This is a genomic window from Cobetia marina (assembly GCF_001720485.1).
GTDB classification, from domain to species: Bacteria; Pseudomonadota; Gammaproteobacteria; order Pseudomonadales; family Halomonadaceae; genus Cobetia; species Cobetia marina.
Genome location: NZ_CP017114.1, coordinates 1322135 through 1341514 on the forward strand (window position 1 = coordinate 1322135; position 19380 = coordinate 1341514).

General features: G+C 63.0%; 18 protein-coding genes. 17 read left to right on the forward strand and 1 reads right to left on the reverse strand.

The genetic code is table 11. The features are described from left to right. Position 1 precedes the first annotated feature (1 nt). The 12 genes from BFX80_RS17955 to BFX80_RS05770 all read left to right on the forward strand — a co-directional run bounded on the left by BFX80_RS17955 (position 2) and on the right by BFX80_RS05770 (position 10512). Complete coding sequence (locus BFX80_RS17955; RefSeq protein WP_166019415.1) at positions 2 to 166, forward strand: hypothetical protein; 165 nt, start codon at positions 2 to 4, stop codon at positions 164 to 166. Continuing rightward, entirely contained in the window at positions 163 to 1383 is a 1221-nt protein-coding gene (locus BFX80_RS05720) for a phage portal protein (RefSeq protein ID WP_084208181.1), read from the forward strand. Before BFX80_RS17955 ends, BFX80_RS05720 begins: the two co-directional genes overlap by 4 nt. Next, entirely contained in the window at positions 1380 to 1982 is a 603-nt protein-coding gene (locus BFX80_RS05725) for an HK97 family phage prohead protease (RefSeq protein ID WP_084208182.1), read from the forward strand. Before BFX80_RS05720 ends, BFX80_RS05725 begins: the two co-directional genes overlap by 4 nt. A gap of 15 nt (positions 1983 to 1997) precedes the next feature. Further along, positions 1998 to 3233: a phage major capsid protein gene (locus BFX80_RS05730; RefSeq protein WP_084208183.1), complete on the forward strand. Its 1236-nt coding sequence runs from the start codon at positions 1998 to 2000 to the stop codon at positions 3231 to 3233. Positions 3234 to 3310: 77 nt separating this feature from the next. Continuing rightward, entirely contained in the window at positions 3311 to 3640 is a 330-nt protein-coding gene (locus BFX80_RS05735; RefSeq protein ID WP_054557054.1) for a head-tail connector protein, read from the forward strand. Positions 3641 to 3647: 7 nt separating this feature from the next. Further along, the gene (locus BFX80_RS05740) at positions 3648 to 4193 is read left to right on the forward strand and encodes a phage head completion protein (RefSeq protein ID WP_084208184.1); all 546 of its coding nucleotides are present in this window, start codon (positions 3648 to 3650) and stop codon (positions 4191 to 4193) included. A gap of 11 nt (positions 4194 to 4204) precedes the next feature. Further along, positions 4205 to 4783 carry a hypothetical protein gene (locus tag BFX80_RS05745; protein WP_084208185.1) on the forward strand — a complete coding sequence of 193 codons (579 nt, stop codon included), beginning with the start codon at positions 4205 to 4207 and terminating at the stop codon, positions 4781 to 4783. After that, positions 4780 to 5220 (forward strand): hypothetical protein, encoded by a 441-nt coding sequence (locus tag BFX80_RS05750; RefSeq protein WP_054557057.1) that lies wholly within the window; start codon positions 4780 to 4782, stop codon positions 5218 to 5220. Before BFX80_RS05745 ends, BFX80_RS05750 begins: the two co-directional genes overlap by 4 nt. 3 nt (positions 5221 to 5223) lie before the next feature. Continuing rightward, positions 5224 to 5970, forward strand: a complete 747-nt coding sequence (locus BFX80_RS05755; RefSeq protein WP_054557058.1) for a phage tail tube protein — start codon at positions 5224 to 5226, stop codon at positions 5968 to 5970. Between the two features lie 12 nt (positions 5971 to 5982). Beyond that, entirely contained in the window at positions 5983 to 6174 is a 192-nt protein-coding gene (locus BFX80_RS05760) for a DUF7210 family protein (protein WP_084208186.1), read from the forward strand. A 71-nt stretch (positions 6175 to 6245) separates the two neighbouring features. After that, positions 6246 to 10049: a coiled-coil domain-containing protein gene (locus tag BFX80_RS05765; RefSeq protein ID WP_084208187.1), complete on the forward strand. Its 3804-nt coding sequence runs from the start codon at positions 6246 to 6248 to the stop codon at positions 10047 to 10049. A 46-nt stretch (positions 10050 to 10095) separates the two neighbouring features. Continuing rightward, the gene (locus BFX80_RS05770; RefSeq protein ID WP_084208188.1) at positions 10096 to 10512 is read left to right on the forward strand and encodes a hypothetical protein; all 417 of its coding nucleotides are present in this window, start codon (positions 10096 to 10098) and stop codon (positions 10510 to 10512) included. On the opposite strand, the gene BFX80_RS05775 is transcribed toward BFX80_RS05770, so the two are convergent. Continuing rightward, complete coding sequence (locus BFX80_RS05775) at positions 10509 to 10802, reverse strand: hypothetical protein (RefSeq protein ID WP_084208189.1); 294 nt, start codon at positions 10800 to 10802, stop codon at positions 10509 to 10511. The genes BFX80_RS05770 and BFX80_RS05775 overlap by 4 nt on opposite strands. Before the next feature lie 220 nt (positions 10803 to 11022). Here BFX80_RS05775 and BFX80_RS05780 point away from each other — a divergent pair, with 220 nt between their 5' ends. The 5 genes from BFX80_RS05780 (at position 11023) to BFX80_RS05800 (ending at position 19304) form a co-directional block, all read left to right on the forward strand. After that, a complete protein-coding gene (locus BFX80_RS05780; RefSeq protein ID WP_084208190.1) occupies positions 11023 to 14400 on the forward strand; it encodes a hypothetical protein in 3378 nt (1125 codons plus the stop codon). A gap of 86 nt (positions 14401 to 14486) precedes the next feature. Then, positions 14487 to 15689: a hypothetical protein gene (locus tag BFX80_RS05785; protein ID WP_084208191.1), complete on the forward strand. Its 1203-nt coding sequence runs from the start codon at positions 14487 to 14489 to the stop codon at positions 15687 to 15689. After that, positions 15686 to 16813 (forward strand): LamG-like jellyroll fold domain-containing protein, encoded by a 1128-nt coding sequence (locus BFX80_RS05790; RefSeq protein ID WP_084208192.1) that lies wholly within the window; start codon positions 15686 to 15688, stop codon positions 16811 to 16813. Before BFX80_RS05785 ends, BFX80_RS05790 begins: the two co-directional genes overlap by 4 nt. Next, the gene (locus BFX80_RS05795; RefSeq protein WP_043336616.1) at positions 16810 to 17211 is read left to right on the forward strand and encodes a hypothetical protein; all 402 of its coding nucleotides are present in this window, start codon (positions 16810 to 16812) and stop codon (positions 17209 to 17211) included. The genes BFX80_RS05790 and BFX80_RS05795 overlap by 4 nt, the downstream gene beginning before the upstream one ends. Before the next feature lie 8 nt (positions 17212 to 17219). After that, entirely contained in the window at positions 17220 to 19304 is a 2085-nt protein-coding gene (locus BFX80_RS05800) for a hypothetical protein (RefSeq protein WP_084208193.1), read from the forward strand. Positions 19305 to 19380: the final 76 nt, after the last annotated feature.

Below are 19380 nucleotides of genomic sequence, written 5' to 3' on the forward strand. Positions count from 1 at the left end.
CATGCGAAACCTACTGTTCGACACCCTCGGGCTGGCCGGCTTCGCCAGCCTGACGGGCGGCCTGTACCTGCGATTCGGCCTCGCGGACGCGCTGATGGTCAGTGGCAGCCTGCTACTGGTGTTGGCACTGCTCGGCGCACGCGCCATGCGCAAGGGGGCCTCATGATTCTCGATCAACTGTTCTCCACCCGCTCGGTCGAGAACCCGGCAACACCGCTCACCGGTCAGACGCTGGCGGACTATCTGCATGGCGACTCCAGCATCACGGTCAACCAGCAGAGCGCCATGACGCTTGGCGCGGTCTACGCCTGCATCTACGTGCTGTCATCCTCGCTGGCGCAATTGCCGCTGCACGTCATGCGCAAGCAGAACGGCGTCATCACCGCCGCCACGGAGCATCCCGCGTATCAGCTGCTGCATGACGAGCCCAACGACTGGCAGACCAGCTACAAGTGGCGCGAGACGGCCCAGTCCCACGTGCTTGGCTGGGGCAATGGCTACACCGAGGTGGTTCGGGATGCGCGCGGCAATGCCGTCTCCCTGCAACGCCATTGCCCGTGGAACTGCAGCCCGGTGAAGCGCGGCAACCGCTGGCTATATGCCGTCACCGATGAGGATGGCTCACGCGCCGTCGCGACCGAGGACATGATCCACGTTCGTGCACTCGGCTCGCACGATCGCACCGGCGTCAGCGTGGTGCGCCAGCACGCCGAGACCATTGGCCTCGGGCTGGCGGCCCAGCGCTACGGCAAGGATTTCTTCGAGGGAGGCGGGCGCCCGACCGGGCTTGTCACCGTCAAGGACAGCTTGAACGCCGACAGCTGGAATCGCCTCAAGGAGACCTGGGCCAAGGCCGTGGCCAGTCTGCGCCAGTCCGAGAACAAGACGCTGATGCTCCCCGCACAGCTGGATTACAAGTCGATCACCATCGCGCCGGAGGACGCCCAGTTCCTCGAGACGCGCAAGCTCAACCGCTCCGAGGTGGCCGGCATCTTCAACGTGCCAGCGCACATGATCAACGACCTGGACAAGGCCACCTTCTCGAACATCTCCGAGCAGGCCATCCAGTTCGTGCGGCACACGATGATGCCCTGGGTCATCAACTGGGAGCAGGAGATCAACCGCGCCATCTTCACGCCCACCGAGCGTCGGGCTGGCTACTACGCCAAGTTCAACCTCGCCGGGCTGCTGCGCGGCACCCCCACGGAGCGTGCCGAGTTCTATCACAAGGCCATCACCGATGGCTGGATGGATCGCAACGAAGTCCGCGCCCTGGAAGACATGAACCCACGCGATGGCCTCAGCGAGATGCTGATCAGCGTCAACGCCACCCCAGCCAGTCAGCTGGGCCAGTCACCCTCGCCCGAGGACTCCACATCATGAGTGAGACAGAAAAGCGCGCCCTGACGTGCGAGGTCCGCGCCGAAGCGGGCGAAGAAGGGCAGCCGTTGCGGATCATTGGTCACGGCGCCGTCTTCAACAAGCGCAGCGAAATGATCATGGGCATGTTCAAGGAGCAGATCGCCCCCGGTGCATTCGACAACGTGCTGGGCGATGACGTGCGCGCCCTGTTCAACCATGACCCCAACTTCGTGCTCGGCCGCACCCTCAGCAACACGCTGTCGCTGTCCGTGGATGAAGAGGGCCTGCGTTATGAGATCGACCCACCCGACACCCAGTCGGTGCGTGATCTGGTCATGGCGCCGCTGGCACGGGGCGACATCACCGGCTCCAGCTTCGCCTTCCGAGTCGCCCCCGATGGTGACGAGTGGGGCGAGGACGAGCACGGCGTCATCGTGCGCACCATCCACCGATTCAGCCGCCTGCTGGATGTGTCCCCTGTGACCTATCCGGCTTACCCCGATGCGGGCGCCGCCAAGCGGTCGCTCCAAGCTCGTTGCGATGAACTCCGAGAGATCACGCAGCGTGCCGTCAATCAGCGCCGCGCCCGCGAGCGCTTCCTTGAACTCATCAATGCCTGAGCCCGTGGAGGCTACATGAAACTCTCTGAACTGAAGCAGAAGTACGCGGCCGTCGCCAAGGACATGCGCAAGATGCATGAAGATGCCGGTGACACCGAATGGAAGAATGAGCAGCGCAGCCAGTGGCAGTCCATGAAGAGCGAGCTGGATGGCCTGCAGGACAAGATCGATCGCGAAGAAGCCCTGCGCGATGCAGATCAGCGCTTCGTGCGTGACAACGAAGAGGAGCTGCGCGGCCAGTCTCAGACGCCGGAAGCTGGGCAGTCCCAGGGCCCGAGCGTGGATGAGCAGCGTGCCGCGGCCTTCGATGCCTTCGTGCGTGAAGGCATGGGCAACATGAGCAAAGAGCAGCGCGCGATCATGCGTGAGATGCGAGCTCAGGCAGCGGGCGAGAATGACAAGGGCGGCTACACCGTCCCGACCACCATGCTCAACCGCATCCATGAGTCCATGCAGGACTATGGCGGGCTGGCCTCGGTCGCCCAGATCCTGAATACCTCCGATGGCGCCACCATCGAATGGCCGGTGTCTGACGGTACCGGGGAAGAGGGCGAGCTGCTGGGGGAGAACACCGCCGCCAGTGAAAAGGATGTCGAGTTCGGCATCCAGAACCTCGGCGCCAAGAAGCTGAGCTCCAAGGTCATCCGTGTCTCCAACGAGCTGCTGCAGGACTCGGCCTTTGACATCGAGGGTTTCCTGGCCTCGCGCATCGGCTCCCGTATCGGTCGCGCCGAAGCCAAGTACCTGGTGAGCGGTACCGGTGCCGGCACTCCCCAGCAGCCCAAGGGCCTCGCCACCTCGGTCACTGGCACCGTGGCGGCAGCCGCTGCGGCCAGCCTGAACTGGAAGGACATCACCAAGCTGATCCACAGCATTGATCCGGCGTACCGTCGCGCGGCGAACTTCCGTCTGGGCTTCAACGACAACACCCTGCAGAAGATCACCGAGATGGAAGATGGCCAGGGTCGCCCGCTGTGGCTGCCGGCCGTCGCGGGCCTGGCGCCATCCACGGTACTCGGTCAGTCCTACTTCATTGATCAGGGCTTCGAGGACATGGCCGCGAGCAAGAAATTCATGTTCGCCGGTGACTTCCAGCAGTTCGTGATTCGCCGCATCAACTACATGACGCTCAAGCGCCTGGTCGAACGCTATGCCGAGTTCGACCAGACGGCCTTCCTCGCCTTCCATCGCTTCGATTGCGTGCTGCAGGACACCGCCGCCATCAAGGCGTTGACCGGCAAGGCGGCCTGATCCCCATCCACCACCTGACACAAGGGCCGCCATCGTGCGGCCCTTGCCTGTTGGGGCAAACCCCATGAGGCATGCCGATGCTCGAGCTGGACATCATCAAGCTGCACGTCCGGCTGGAGCCGGACTTCTCCGAGGACGATCAGCTCCTCGAGACCTATTCCAATGCGGCCCGTCGCGTCATTGAAGGACGCACGGGGCGCACGCTGTATGAAACCCACGACGCCATTCCGGCAGAAGGGGATGAGCACGCGCTGGTCATCGATGACGACATCACCACCGCGATGCTGCTGCTGATCGGTCACTGGTACGAGACCCGCGAAGCCGTGGTCATCGGCACCATTACCTCAGAGGTTCCCATGGCCGTGGGCGCCCTGGTCGATCACTACACCCATTACCACTTCGCATGAGGTGACTATGCGCGCCGGACAGCTTCGCCATCGCGTCACCCTGCTGGGTAGCCGCACCGGGCACCCGCCAAGCTGGCCTACCTTGCGAGAGGTCTGGGCCGAATTCGTGGAGCCCAAGAGTGCCGGGCGTGAAGAGCAGGCGGGTATTCGTGCCCCATCTTCCACGCTGGTGCGCATGCGGCCTCGTGCCGAGCTGGCGGCAGGCCAGATCATCCGCCGCCGCGATGGGGTGCTGTTCATCATCGAATCCCTCGATCCGGCACGCAGCATGGTCGAGATTGCCGCGCGTCGCCTGCAGGGCGTGGTGGCCGAGTATGAGCCGATGAGGGGTGAGGCCTACCCCATTCAGGCATGGCTGCACCGGCAGAACGTCTTCATCGGCCAGGCCAATGAGGCCCGCAACGTGGTCGAGGTACTGCAACCGGAGCTGCGCTGGCCGTGGCCAGAGCCCGGTGACAGGATTCACATCGCCGGTCTGGCGCTCGAGATCGAAGGCATCGTGGAAGGCAGCGATGACGGCATCAGCGTGCAGCTGTTCACCATTCCTCGCTGACAGGAGGCCGCATGCCTCGCAAGCGTGGCAAGAACTCACGGCTGCCCAAGGGCGTGGCCATCGAGGGATTGACCGAAAGCTTGGCGGAGTTCAAGGCGCTACCCGCGGCCACCCGCCGCGCGATGACCTCGGCCATCAATGAGCAGGCATCCGCGACCCGCAAGCAGCTCATCGATGGCATCAGCGCCGATGGCAAGGTCAGGCCGACGGCGGTGCGCTCGCGCATCACGGTCGAGAAGGCCAGCAAGGACCAGCCAAGCGCCAGTCTCACGCTCAGCCGCTCACCGGTGCCATTCAAGTCCTGGCAGTACCGCACCGAGGTGGAGGATGGCACTGGCACCCGCGCCAGTATCTGGATTCGCAAGGGCGGCCAGCGCATGCGGGTCTACGGCTTCGTCAATCCCAAGGGCGGCAGCAAGACACCGCTGGTGCGCTACCGCAAGGGCAGTCAGCGCCGCCTCACCCGCGCCAACGGCTGGACCCTCAAGAACCATTGGAATCATCAGGTGAATGGCGAGCTGCGCAACCAGATCGCCTTCGACCTCCAGCAACGCTTCCTCGCTCGCCTGGCCAAGGAGAGAGCCACATGACGCCCATCACCCGCGTGATCGATGCCTTCGTGGCACAACTGGCGGCCATCTCGACGGCCAATGGCCATGCCACCGACATCGCGCATATTGAGACCGAGGCCATCCAGATCAACCTGCGCTCGGAGACCCCGCTGCCACTGCTGCATGTCCGTCGTCTGGCCAGCAACGTGGACGCCCGCGCCGGGCGGGGGACGCGCAAGGAATCGATCAGCCTTCAGATCGAGGCCTATCTCGACCTCAAGACCCATGGGCGTGCCGGTCAGGATGCGCTGCTCAATGATCTTTACAACGCCATCTATCCGGAGAGCCAGGTGCTGCTCGATGGGCTGGCGGTCACCATCACGACTGGTGAAGCCGAACTGGATGATGCGGAGCTGGGCAGCCGCATTCTTCCCATCTATCTGCCCGTGACCATCACCTACACCCGCACGAGGTAACTCATGGCTGACTTCAAAGACACAGGCCTGATCATGTCTGGCGACATCTTCATGGCCGAGGTGGATGCCAACGGCAAGTTCGGCGCCCTGAATGGCCCGATGAACGTGCCGTCCCTGAGCATCACGCCGACCAGCGTGAACCGCATTTCTCGCCCTTCCTTCCAGAAGGACAACTACGGCCAGGCGCTGGATGCCGTCAACCTGCCCAGTGACTCGGCCAGTGTCACCATCCAGTTCGATTCCATGCCGGCCGCCATGCTGGCGGAGACGCTTGGCGGCACGGCAGAGCTGGCGGATGCCGAAGCTGACAGCGTGACCGGCGAGGCGCTGACCCTGACGGAAGGGGCCTGGGCGGCGCTGCCGCATTCCTCGCTGGCCGCGGGCAGTGTCGTGGTCACCAAGGACGCTACCGATGTCACGGCTGACTGCGACATCAACCTGAGTGCCGGCCTCATCAAGGCGCGTACCGCTGCCGCGGCAGGTGATGTCACCGTGGATTACGATACCGAGGCGGTCACCGGCCATCGCGTGATGGGGGACACCGAGATATCCAAGCCGCGTTACATCCTGGTGGATGGCATCAACCTCGCCACCGGCAAGCGTACCCGGGTCGAGATCTTCCGTGCCGTGTTGTCGGCGGATCAGGCCACCGAGCTGATGGGCACCGAGTTCATCACCGGGCAGCTGTCCGGCTCGCTGGTTGTGCCGCCCGGCAAGGGCGCCGCCTACACCGCCACCATGTACAGCTAACGGGAGCGAGCCATGACCGACAAAACCGCTACAGGCAAGACTGGCACCGAGACCAAGTCTGGCACTGAGGCCAAGCCCAGCGACTCGGTGAGCGTCAAGCTCAGGAAGGCGCATCGCCACGGCGGCAAGGAGTATGCCGCCGGCGACTCCCTCACCCTCGAGGTGCGCCAGCTGGAGCGCCTGAAGAAGGCAGGCAAGGTCTGAGCCTGCCTGCTGTGAGTTGCACCCCCTAGCCCGCCATCTGGCGGGCTTTTTCATGTCCGGAGCACGACACGATGGCCAATCAGAGTGACATCCAGCTGCGCATTCAGGCCGCGGTCGATGGGCTGCAAGACATCGGCAAGCTGATGAGCGAGCTGGACAATCTCGGGCAGGACAGCAGCGAGGCCTCAGCCGAGGTCGAGCGTCTTTCCGAAGAGATGTCGGCCATCGGCCAGCAACAGAAGCTGGTCACCCAGATCAACAAGGTCGCGGCGGTCGTGGATGACGCCGGGACTGCCATGCGCGAAGCCGTGGACAAGGCTGATGACTTGCAGGCCGCGTATGAGAATTCCGCCAACGGTGCGGACTCGCTGCGGCTGGCGACACAGCGGGCCGCGCAAGAGGCGGACGACGCCAAGGCGGCGCATGTCGCCCAGACTCAGACGCTGACCCAGCTGCAGACCAGCTACAAGGGCGCCCAGACCGCCACCACTGCCGCCCGTCAGGCATGGCGTGATGCCGCACAGCGTGTGCGTGACCTCAAGTCCGAGATCGGCCGGAGCGCCAACGCCACCGACGAGCAGCGCCAGGCATTGTCGCGGACCAGTGGTGCCGTGGAGCAGGCGAAGGATGCCTACGATGCCCAGGCACAAAGCCTCAGCAGTCTGCGTGATGAGCTGCAGCAGCAGCGTGAAGCGACGGATGAGGCCAAGGAGGAGTGGCAGAGCGCCAGCGCCAGTGCGGCCCAGCTGACTGCCGAGCTCAAGCCGGTCGAGCGCGAACTGAAGCAGCAGGAAAAGGCCCTCAACAAAGCCCGCGCGGCAGCCGACAAGGCGACCGCCGGTCATGAGGCTCAGGCCCAGAAGCTCACGCGCCTGCAGCAGGATGCCCACGCCGCGGGTGTGGACATCGACAACCTGGCCGATGAAGAACAGCGCCTGGCCCGCCAATCCCGTGAGCTGGAAGACGACGTGACCTCGCTGGCATCCGGCTTGCGTGAGACCGCCGCGGCCGCCCGCGAATCCGGTGAGGCAGCCGAGCGCAGCGAAAGCCGCTTCAAGAAAGCGGGTGCCTCACTCAAACAGTGGGCTGCCGGTGCTGCCGCCGCCACGGTGGCAGGGGCAGGGCTGGCCGTCGGCTGGGCCACGCGCTACACCGCTCAGCAGGCCGAGATGGCCCAGCAGCTGGATATCACGTCGCGCTCGCTGGGTATCTCCACTCAGGCGCTGCAGGGCTATCAGTACGCCTTTCAGCGTGCCGGTATCGATGCCGACAAGACCGGCAATATCTTCAAGGACACTGCCGACAAGATCGGTGACGCCTACCAGAACGGCGGCGGTGAGGCGCAGGACGCCCTCGATGCTCTGGGCATCAAGGCCGAGGAGCTGATCGAGCTGGCGCCAGACGAGATGATGTTGCGCCTGGCCGATGCCATGAAGGATCTGCCCCAGGCGGCTCAGGTCAACCTGCTGGAATCGCTGGCAGACGATGCCACACGCCTGCAGCCACTGCTTGCCAATAATGCCGCTGAACTCCGAGCTCTGATGGAAGAGGCCAGCGAGGTGGGGCTGATCATGTCCCCCGAGCAGATCGCCAATCTGCAAGCGACCGATGCCGCCATCACCCGCCTACAAGGCCGACTACAAGGGTTGAGCAATCGCCTGATGGGCGAGCTGTCACCGGCGGTCAATCAGGTGTCCGCTGACTTCGAGCAGGCTCTGGCGGAAAACCCCGGGCTGCTGGACGACCTCGCCACGGCCATCGGGGGTGTGATTCGTACCGGCGGTGAGTGGGCGCGGAGCTTCATAGAGCATCGCGATCAGATTGGCGGTGCCATGCAGTCGGTCGTCGATACCGGTCAGTTTATGGGCAATTCTCTGCTGGCCGTATTCCGGTTGGTGCAGTCAGCGGCCGCCGGATTGACGGCCGGCATCGCAAGCGTCAGCACCGGTGTGCTGCAGCTAAACGCCAAGTCGCTCGAGTTGCTGAACAAGGTTGGCGCTGCTTCCGATGAAGAAGTCGCCAGGGCGCAGGCCAAGGCCAAGGCGGCAGAACAGACGCTCTATGACCTCAACAAGGATGCCGCGCGTTACTTCAAACAAGCTGCTGAGGCAGGGAAGGACGCGGCCAACGCCTTCGACAACAGCGATACGGCCGCGCAGAAAGCCGCCAAGTCTGCTGCCAAGCAGGCCGCTGCCTCTGAGGCTGCGGCCATTGCCGCCAAGAAGCAGGCCGAGGAGGAAGAGAAGGCTGCCAAGCAGGCAGCGGATGCGGCCGCCAAACGTCAGAAGGCACTGGAAAACGCCGCCACTTCTCTCGGTACCTCGCTGGGCGAGCTATCCAGTGGTATTGCAGACAGCGAGCAGGAAGCCCTCGATGCCTTCGCCACGCTGGCGGCCAGTGGTGAATTGAGTGCGGCACAGCTGGCGACGGCCTTCGAGAAGGCGCAGGACAAGATCAAATCTGACAAGGGCATCGCCGTCCTCAAGGATCAGGTCGATGAGCTGGTGAATGACGGCGTGACCGGCGCGGATACTCTCGCGACCAAGTGGAAGTCTGCTGGTGCCCGCCTGGCCAAGGACATGGGCACCACCCTGGAAGAGATCCGCACCGGTGTGACCGAGGCGGAACGCTCGGCCATTGATGCCTTCACCAAGATCGCCTCTAGCGGCGAGCTATCCGCCAAGGAGCTGAGCCGCGCCTATGTCGGCGCCAAGGAGCAGATCAGCTCTGACGAGGGCATCAAGGCTTTCGGCGCGGTTCTCGATGGGCTGGTCAAGGATGGTGTGACCGGGGCTCGCACGCTCAAGGCGCAGTGGATCGAGGCGCAGGAAGCCACGGCCAAGGCAGCCCGGGACACGGGAGACAAGGCGCAGCAGGCCTCTGCCGACACGGCCAAGACGGTGGAGGCCTCTGTCACACGCAGTGCCCAGACCATTGCTCAGCTGATGAGCAATGCCTTGCACGAGACGGAAGAGCAGATACGGTCACTCAGTGACGCCGCCTATCAGGCCTTCGCGACTGACTGGGGGATCGATACCCAGGCCGAAGGCATCGAGGGAATGCAGGACCGCATTGCCGAGCTGGACCATGAGATCGGTGATCTTCGCGACAACCTCGCCACCCGTCTCGACTCCACCGGCTTCACGGCCTGGATGACGGACCTCGCCACCACGTCACGTCAGACCGAGATTGCCTTCCTCGAGCAGAAGATCGCCGTGGAATCGCTGACCGACCAGATCGAGGCAGGGCGGGCGCCAGCCAGCGCACTCTCGCAGGACATGGACGATCTCTCAAGCCGCTTCGACCTGCTCGATGAGTCGGACCTTTCCGGCCTCGAAAGCTCCATCCAGTCGGTGCGCAGTCAGGTCGAGTCGCTGTCAGATAGCGTGAGCGACACGCTGGCGAGCCTGCGCTCGGAACTCGCCAGCCTGCAGGGCGATAGCGCCCAGGTGGAGGCGCTGCGGTATCAGCAGCAACAGACCGAGCTTCAGGAGGCGCTCAACGCCGCCCGGGCATTGGGCGATGCTCAGACCATCAGCGCGGCGCAGGAGTCGCTGCGGCTCGCGGAACGCGCCCATGATCTGCGCCTTGAGGATATCCGCGCCCAGTCTGAGCAGGAGAAGCAGCAGGCCTTGGCTGATGAGGCTGAGCGTCAGCGCAACGTGCAGGAGGCCGAGGTCACCCAGCGCGAGAACAACCGTGACGCCCAGAACCGTACCAGCCAGCTCACCCAGTCGGTACAGGCCCAGCGCCGCGTGGCGGTAGACCTCAACATCGGTAACGAGACCGTCACCCTCAACGGGGTGGACGAGCGCGAGGCCGATGCCTTCCTTGATCGATTGACCCAAGCCTCACGCACAACGGCCCGCCGCTGATGGCGGGCGTTTCATTTCCATCGCGAGAAAGTCACGAGAACACACCATGGCGATCACCCTTGAGGGCATTGTCTTGCCCGATGACATCCAGTGGACCGATGAGCTGGTGTCCCACAGCGTCGGCCAGGTGCAGACGCCCACGCTGACCGGGGCACTCATCATCGAGGAGTCTGCGCAGGCGGCAGGGCGCCCCATTACCCTCGCCAGCGGCAACGGGGCCTGGGTAACTCGCGCCACCGCGTTGGCTCTCACAGAGCTGGCGGCCACGCCACGGCCAGACGACACGCCCATGACGCTCACCTGGGGCGATGGGCGCACCTTCGATTGCGTGTTCGATCGTGCCAGTGGTGAGGCGGTCACGGCCACCGAGGTCTATCGCCTCGCCGCTGGCGGCCAAGGGCCGGATCACCCCTACACCATCACGCTGCGCCTGATCACGGTGATCGATTCATCTAAAGGTTAAAGATAAGCAAGAAGCTTATCGTGTACAGCGACGTTTAGAGATGGCCTATAGCTTTCGTGAGAAAGATCATAGGAATGCAGTGCATCTTCGATCTTTTTTATCATCGAGTACTCGTTGACGTTGTAGTCATCCATGAATTGATTAATGAAATAGAGAACCTCATAAGCTTCGTCTTTATCTACCCTGTCTCGATCTAGCTTCCCTGTATATGGAGCGTCCCCATCATCTCTGTAGTTTTTGTATTGGTATTTATGTTGTTGAAGATCGCTCATTTTTGCTTCCAATGCCATGCTATTTCTCCTTTTTGGTTAGCCTCTAATTTCTAGCACAAGGGATTCAATTGTTCACGGGTTTTAAGGCGGCGACTGAAAGATTAATGGTTTATCGATAATTAAACACTCGGCTATTACATGCCTTAAAAGTTTAATATGTGTTAAATGCAGTCAATGCAGTGTGAGAATTATTTGTTCATCGAGCACAAGAAAAAACTTTAAATGGCCAAGGTGAAATATGAGTGACGAAACAATCCATAGCGGCGACATCCGCATCCTGCAGTCTGAGCGCATGACCGATAACGCCGATGGCGGTGGCCGGCTGACTGGCCGCCCCGTGACCGATGGCGAGAGCAATGACATCTTTGATGACATCTCTGATCTTGATCGCGCGGCGGGGCGCACCTCGCTGCGCAAGGTCGGGGCCGGCGTGCTGACCGACAACACCGCCCAGTATTTCGGCGCGCACGCGATCATTGACCAGGTGCCGGCTGATCCGAATGTCAGCGTGGTGATGTTCGATACCGGCTCGCCATCTGATGAGCGTGCCGAGTCCCGCGATTATGTCGAGAGCTATGTGACCGCCGGCGCGACCTCGCGCATGACGCTGCTGGGCGATCAGCTGGCCGGCCAGCGCAGCATCATCACTTTCCAGATGCCAGAGGCTACGCTGCCCGATCTGGGCGATGTGCTGGCGCTGATGACCGAGCAGGGCGATGCCGCCGGCGAGGTCCAATATGTGCGCATCTCAGAGATCGACCACGAGATCAGAACGTTTGAGTATGAGAACGGCAGCAACGTGCAGACGTTCGAGCGCCGCGTGCTGACGCTGGGGCTATCCACCGCGCTGCGCCAGCGCGTCTATGGCGTGCAGCCCAAGCCTGGCACCCTCAACCCTGACACCGTGATCCGCGAGGGGCAGAGCACCGATGCCGCCCGTTACTATGGCGTCAGCACCCTGACCCAGCCGGCCACCTTCGGGGCCAATAGCGTCACCGTGGCCAGCACCTATGCGCCGCTTGTGCCGGCCACCACCACCGAGCAGGCGGTGACCGATGTGCAGGTGGGCGGCACGGCCACCATCAGCGTCAGCAGCGGTGGCTCGACCTTCGAGGTGGCGCAGATCGCCAGCACCACCCAGATCGCTATCGAGCTGAATAACCGTGGCTTCACCTATGTCAGTCGCCTGGACCCACTGCCGGCACCTGGTAGCGTGGTGATCGCGTATCGCTCGCTGGGCAAGTGGTATGAGCTGCGCGACGATGACGCCAATGGCGATCTGAGCGGCAGCGGGGCGGGGCGCGTGGACTACGCCACCGGATCTGTCAGCGTGACGCTGGGCGGCCTGCCGGATGTCGGCAGTTCGGTGCTGTTCAGCTGGGGCACGCCGGCCCACTATGAGGACCGCGCCGGCCAGGCCACCATCGACAAACCCTGGATGACGTTCGTGCTCGATCACGCCGGCGTGATGCCTGGCAGCGTTACCGTGCGCTGGATCTCTGGCGGCAGCGAGAAGTCAGCCACCGATGATGGCCTGGGGAGCCTCAGCGGCGCAGCCACCGGCCGCGTGGTCTATGGCTATGCCGACGGCAGTGGCGCGCCCCAGCCTGGCGAGGCGTATGTCGAGTTCAATGGCGACGCCTTCCCAGATGCCAGCACCCAGGTCGAGATCGAATATGACTACGGGGCACCGAAAACCGAGCAATTCCTGCCGTCTGCCAACGGGGCCGGCCTGGTCAGCCTCAGCATCAGTGATGCGCCGGTGCGTCCTGGTAGCGTGGCCATCACCTGGTCGGTGGTACGCACCTGGTCGAGCAGCGAGAGCGAGTCGCGCAGCAGCCCGCGCACCGGCACCTGGGAGACTGTCGAGCAGAATGGCGGCGAGGCAGATGTCACCTACACCATCACCGATGATGGCCGTGGCGGCTTCAATGGTGGATGGGAGGGCAGTATCGACTATGCCACCGGCGCGGTGACCTTCGAGGTCGAGAAGATCCGCGAGGTCAGCGAGTGGGATGATGGCGATGCCACGCACCGCGAGTGGGGCAGCAAAGAGAAACGCGACGTTTTCGAGAATGGCTCGAGCGTCTGGCTGACCAGTCAGCTGGACAGCGCCGCCCCGACCACCCACACCATCACCCAGGATCTCGCCCCGCTCGATGTCGAGCTGATGCCCCTGCTGCAAGATAGCGTCGTGCCTGGCACGCTGTCTTTCATTTTCCGAGGCGATACGTTCATCGACCGCCAGGGCAGTCTCTATCGCAGCGTGACCAGCAACGGGGCCGGCGTTCTCGCGGGGACCATCGACTATGGCACCGGCGATGCCCGCATCACCGACTGGCCGAGCGGCACCAGCGCCACCATCACCGTCAAAACGCTGGTTTCTACCTTCGGCACCTGGACGCTCGATGAGGCGTTTTTCCGCACGCCAGGCTCGCCGCTGCAGGTGGGTGGTTTGCTGATCCAGGCCACGACGCTCGACGGCCGCTCGATCACCGGCCAGGCAGCACTCTCTGGCGAGATCGAGGGTGACGAGATGTCAGGCAGCGCGAGCTTCGAGACGGGGGTGGTGCGCGTGACCTTCGGCAAGCTGGTCAGCAATGACAGCCTGAGCGCTGCCGAGCGCGCCGAATCCTGGTACGACGCCACCGCCGTGGATGACGCCGGCATGATCTGGCGGCCCACCCAGGTGATCCCGAGCACCGCGCGTTTCAATGCCGTCATTCTGACCACGCTGCCGCTCGAGGCTGAGCTGATCGGCATCGACCCCGTGCGCCTGCCCAGCGATGGCCGAGTGCCCATCTATCGCGCCGGCGGCGTGGTGGTGGTGCATCACACCGGCCGCGCCCCGTTCCCGCTGGGGATTGGTGGCGGCACCACGCTGGATGTTGGCCGCTCGCGGCTGGCCAGTCTGGTGGTGGAGGATGCCACCGGCGAGGAGGTGCCCGCCACCCAGTACAGTGCAGACCTCGATGCCGGCACCGTGCAGCTCGCCGCGCCTGACACGGCCACCCACCCCGAACCCTGGTACGCCCTGCACCGCGTCGAGGACATGCTGCTGGTGGGTGACGTGGATCTATCGGGGGCGCTGACGCTCAAGGGCAATCTGAGCCATGACTACCCCGCCGGCGAGACGCTGGTCAGCGCCGCGATGGTGGCTGGCGATCTGCAAGCGCGCGTGGCTGATTTCTTCGATCTCTCGAGCTGGGATCGAGACTGGAGCAAAGACGACAACGATGGCGCAGATGGCACCCTGGCCGAGTACAACGTGACCACCTACCCGCCGATCATCACCAATCGCGGGGCCATCACTGAGGATTGGGCGCTGATCTTCACCAGCTCGAGCACGTTCCGCATCATCGGCCGCACCGTGGGCGAGATCGGCGTGGGCAATATCAATGAGGACACGTCGCCTATCAACCCGAATCAGGGCGTACCCTATTGGACGCTCAAGGCGGGCGGCTTCGGGGCCGGCTGGGTGAATGGCAACGTGATCCGCTTCTCGACCATCGGCGCATCCTTCCCGATGTGGCTGGCGCGCGTGATCCTGCAGGGGCCGGCCAGCGGCCAGCAAGACAGCTTTAGGCTGCAGATCCGTGGCAACGCCAACGCCTGACCGTAGGCGGCAGGCGCAACCCTCTATCCCTATCCCTCAACCGCCCAGCCACTCGCTGGGCGGCCTTGTTTCTGGAGACGTTCAAGATGGCCGATTTTTCCGTGAAGTGGTTCAGCAGTGACATGGGCGGCAGCCCCGAGAATGGCGACCAATATGGTGCGCTGATCGAGCTGCTGAAAGCCTGCCTTGTGACCGGCTTCAACACCAAGCCCATCGCTTCGCTGACGTATGACAGTACCGCCCAGCAAGCCACCGCGAGCGTGGGCAGCGGCCACGGCTATCTCAAATGGCAGGTGATCGCCATCAGCGGGGCAGACCAGGCTGGCTACAATGGCGAGCACCGCGTGACTGCCATCGGCAGCGACTGGGTGCGCTTCGCGCTCAATACCGCGCCCGCTGCCACTGAGGCGACCGGCGAGCTGATCGAGATCAAGACGGCTCCCGTGGGTGGCTGGGAGGTGGTGGCAGAGGACGCCGAAACCTACCGCATAGCTTTCCAGCGCACTGACTCGCGTGCCACCGATCTGACGCTAATTGTTAGCAATGGGAATCGCTCGCAGTACAGCAGCAATCCCAATAGCTACACCCGCTTTGCACTCGCCAGATGGGTGCCTGGGTTTGTGGACTTAGACACCTACGAGAGTGCTACGGGGCGATTTTGGCCGTGTTCAGGGCTAGAGCTTAACGTCGCACATGACTGGGTGATCGTTGCTGATCCTCTTATGTTTTACTATATGAATCGCTATGGGGAATCAGGGCAAAGAGGATTTATCCCCAGTGGCGACATCCTATCTGTTAGGCCAGGGGATGCGTACCATTGTTTGAATTCTGGCATATCATCCTCTGAAGGCTGGCAATCAACGTCCTACAATATGTATCCGCGTTTACTCGAGTATGGCGATGATTATGCAACGTCAATAAGCAGAGGTCACACTCAACTGCCAGGCGATGTATCAGCATCTTTGATCGGCACTGGTGAAAGGATGGGGAGTGTTATTGGCTATCCCAATAAATCCGATAATGGATTTTACATTTCGCTCAATAGGATCATTGTGCGTGAGGGTAGTGAAGGCGAGACACAAGAGGCTCGCGCCGGCCAGTCTATCCGTGGCTACCTGCCAGGCGTCCTCGAGCCGCTGCATTCTTCCAGTGTCTATGATATGGCCGTCATGGATAACCTGCCCATGCTCGAGGGCGTGCCGGTGCTGACGTGCATGGTGGCAACTAAGAGTGATGATGCTGAGGGTGGTCTGATCGCGTTCCGCTTAGATGACTGGAGGCAGGCATGAGTTACCAGAGTGCAGTGCTTGCGGATTCGCCTGCCGACTATCTGGTGATGGATAGCGCAGGGAATATAGAAAACCTGGGCGCATCGCCATCTGCAGTAGAGGCAATTGATCCGAACCCCGTATTCTCTCCGCAGGCTTATAAGCGTGCGCGAGAATATACCCATGTGACTGGCTTCAATGGCGACGCATATGCCGTGCTGCAGTTGTCTGATCATATAGTGGCGGGCGGCAGTTTTACTTGTGAGTTTTTCCTCGCAAATCAAAGTAACGAAGTAGCGCCCACCATCTCGATAAATAAGCCCGACAAGGGTGGTTATCAGTTTTTGATTGGGTTTACTACCGCGTTCGCTAATCATGTTTATTATAACGGCGGCGGGCCATCCGGTAGTCGCGCTGATTATGTGTTTGGCGGTGACTATGATCACATTGCTTTGTTGGTTGATCGAGATAATGAAAGCGTTTCTTACATTATCAATGGCAGTTTGCGCCCTGATCTTGAGCTGAGTGTAGCGGGGCTAGACATTGCTATGTCAACAGAAATGTATATTGGTGCTTATTCGTCATCCGGCACTGTAAAAGGGGTTAGAGGTTCTGGTCGCATAGAATCGTTTGCAGTGTATAACCGACTCATTACCGAGGAGGAGGTGGCCAACCATCTCGCAAGCGATGTGGCAGAGAGGGCGCAGCGAGAGCTTGTGACTGGCGGGGCTGGCATATCAGCGCTGATCAGTGGGCCGATATCGAACCCGCTATCCATTGGCGCGAGTGGGCGCAGCTCAGTGGTGGCAATCCCGCGACGCGGCTTGATGGTTCATGTCGATCAGCTCGACGGCAGTGGCGGCAATGGCACGGCCACTGGCGGCGTCTCAGATCCCGCGCGCATGGGCGTCATTGCCGGCACCGTGCTGGACATCCATGCCCAGCCGATCAGCCGGCGCGTGCGGGTGCATGACCGGATCACCGGCCGCATCGTGCGCGAGGCGTGGAGCGGGGCCGATGGCAAATACCGCTTTACGGATCTCGACCCTCGCCGCGCGTTCTATGTGATGGCCTTCGATTACACCCTGCAGCAAAACGCTGTCGTGTCAGACAACGTGCATTCTGAGGTGGAGGACAGCCCGTGATCAGCTTCTCGACAAGCGTGAAAAATGCACGCCTGGCGGCCATCGCCGGCGCGATTGATGCCGGCGATTCGCCGGCGTCATTCGTCGTGTACTCCGGCACCCGCCCATCACCTGGTGCTGCCGTCACCGATCAGGTGGCGCTGGCCACGCTGGAGGTACCCCAGCCATTCGCCGCCGATCTCTCTGGTGGCGTCCTGACGGGGGCAGCCTTCGAGGAGGTGATGGCCGATGCCGATGGCGAGGCCACCTGGTCGCGCCTGGTCGATGGCGCGGGTGCCTGGGTGATGGATCTGGATGTCGGCATCGAGGGATCAGGCGCTGACGTGACCATCAGCTCGACAACGATTTATCGCGGGATACTGACGCGGATCAGCCGCATGGTATTCGCTGAGGGCTAGGGGGCACCGTGAGAGAGATCAGGCTGCAGTTTGTCCAGGGGCTTGCCCCCTGGAATGCGCGAGCGCTCGAGCTGCGCCTGGGTGGCGATCCTGGTTTGCTGCTGCTGTTCGCCGGTGACTATGTGCCGCCGGCGGGTGGCAATGTCGTGCTGGGCTTCGGCGGTGCCACTGAGGCGTTGGAGCTGCCGCGCGAGCTGGTGCTTGATGCCCAGCTGACGCCGCCATCCCTCGATGCTCGGCTCGCCCAGGGTGGAGCCATCGAGATCGCGGCTAGCCTGGTGATGCCAGCAGCCACCGTGCGTGCGCAGCTCGAGCTGATCCAGTCGCTCAGTCTGGAGGCGAGCGCGCCGCCGGTGACGGCAGAGATCCGCGTCGAGCATGGTGTCAGCCTTTCGCTGGTGGCCACGCTGGGCGCGCCGGCGGTGGTCGATGTCGCGCTGACCCGCGAGATCAATGTCTTTCGTGGGCCATCAGATAGTGCCGGTGCCCGTTTCGAGAACGCGGTCCCGCTCGAGGCCCAGGGCAGCACCCGCTGGGAGCAGCCGGCTCGCCCCTATGGCACCACCGCGTCAGCTTTCGAGCAGGGCGCAACGCTTGCGGCCAGCCAGGGCGGCCAGTGGGCGGCACGCCCCCGCACCGATGCCATCAGTGGCTCGCGGTGGGAGCAGGCCGAGCGCATCCTGGGCACCCTCAGTGGCAGCCAGTGGCTGCAGCTGCCGCGTGTCCGCCGCGCTTCTCGGCCGGTATGGGAGCAGGGGCAGGGCATCGCCGCTGCTCGCTCGAGCGGCTATCAGCACCCGCCCCGCAATGATGCCCGCCGGCGCTCGCGCTATGAGGAGGCCCGCACCCTCGAGCCGGTGACGATGGATGTGCCCTATCAGCAGGGGCGCACCACCGGCGACGATTGGCGCGTGCCCTGGGAGCAGGCCCGCCGGCCACCGCCTGGCATCGACTTGCCGCCAGATCCGCCTGAGCCGCCGGTGCTCGAGCCGGTGGAGGGCACCACCACCCTGCAATTCTGCCACGCCATGCCGAGCGCCCCGTGGGTGCTGCAGTTCGGTCTGACGTGTGAGATACCCACCCCGACCATTCCCGTCAAAAGGCTCTATATCGTGCAAAACTCCGCGCGCCTGGTGCGCCTCTCCGATGGCCTGGAGCTGCCGGCCACCCAGATGACGCTCAGCATCGACGCTGACAGCTGGGCATGGTCATTCTCTGCCGGCCTGGCAGGGCGTGATGCTCAAGCGCTGGTGACCGGCACCGATGGCCAGCCGGTGGAGGTGATGGCCGAGATCAATGGCGAGCAGTGGCGGTGCCTGGTGGATGGCTGGCGACGCTCTGAGAGCTGGCAGAGCCATAGCGTGACCATCAGCGGCCGCTCGCTCGCGGCGTACCTGGGCGCGCCCTACGCCACCGCGCGCAGCTACACCGAGGACAGCCAGGCCACCGCCTCGCAGCTTGCCCGTGCTGAGCTGCCAGAGGGCTGGTCACTGGATTGGCGCATGACTGACTGGGTGGTGCCCGCCGGTGCGTGGAGTTATGACAGCCTCGCGCCCATCGACGCCATCTCGCGGATCGCCCAGGCGGCCGGCGGCTATGTGCAGGCCCATCAGCAGGATCAGACCATTATCGTGGCGTCACGCTTCGAGGCAGCGCCCTGGCGCTGGGCTGAGGTCGAGGCTGATCTGGCGGTGCCCCGTGACATCATCACCCAGCTGGGCAGCGATCAGCAGCCAGGCGATGCCCGCAATGCCGTGTGGCTGTATGGTGATACCGGCGGCATTCAGGCCCAGATCATCCGGCAGGGCACCGCGGGCGATCAGCTGGCACCCACCGTGGTGGATAGCCTCATTACCGAGCAGGCGCCCGCACAATCGCGCGGCATCGCAGAGCTTGCCGCCACACTGCGCCAGTCCACGGAAAGCATCGAGATGCCATTGAGCGCCTCGCTGGGTGGGCTGGTGTTGCCTGGGCAGCTGATCGAGTGTGATGGCTGGCGTGGTGTCGCGCGTGGCGTGAGCGTCAGTGCAAGCCTGCAGGGGCGAGCCCTGAGCGTCCGTCAATCCCTCGAGCTGCAGCGCTTTCATCAGTGAGCTTGCGAGGGATATCAATCTGAATTAGAAAGAAGGCCGTTAGAATGGTGAATATCCATAGCTATTGTTTGATGTT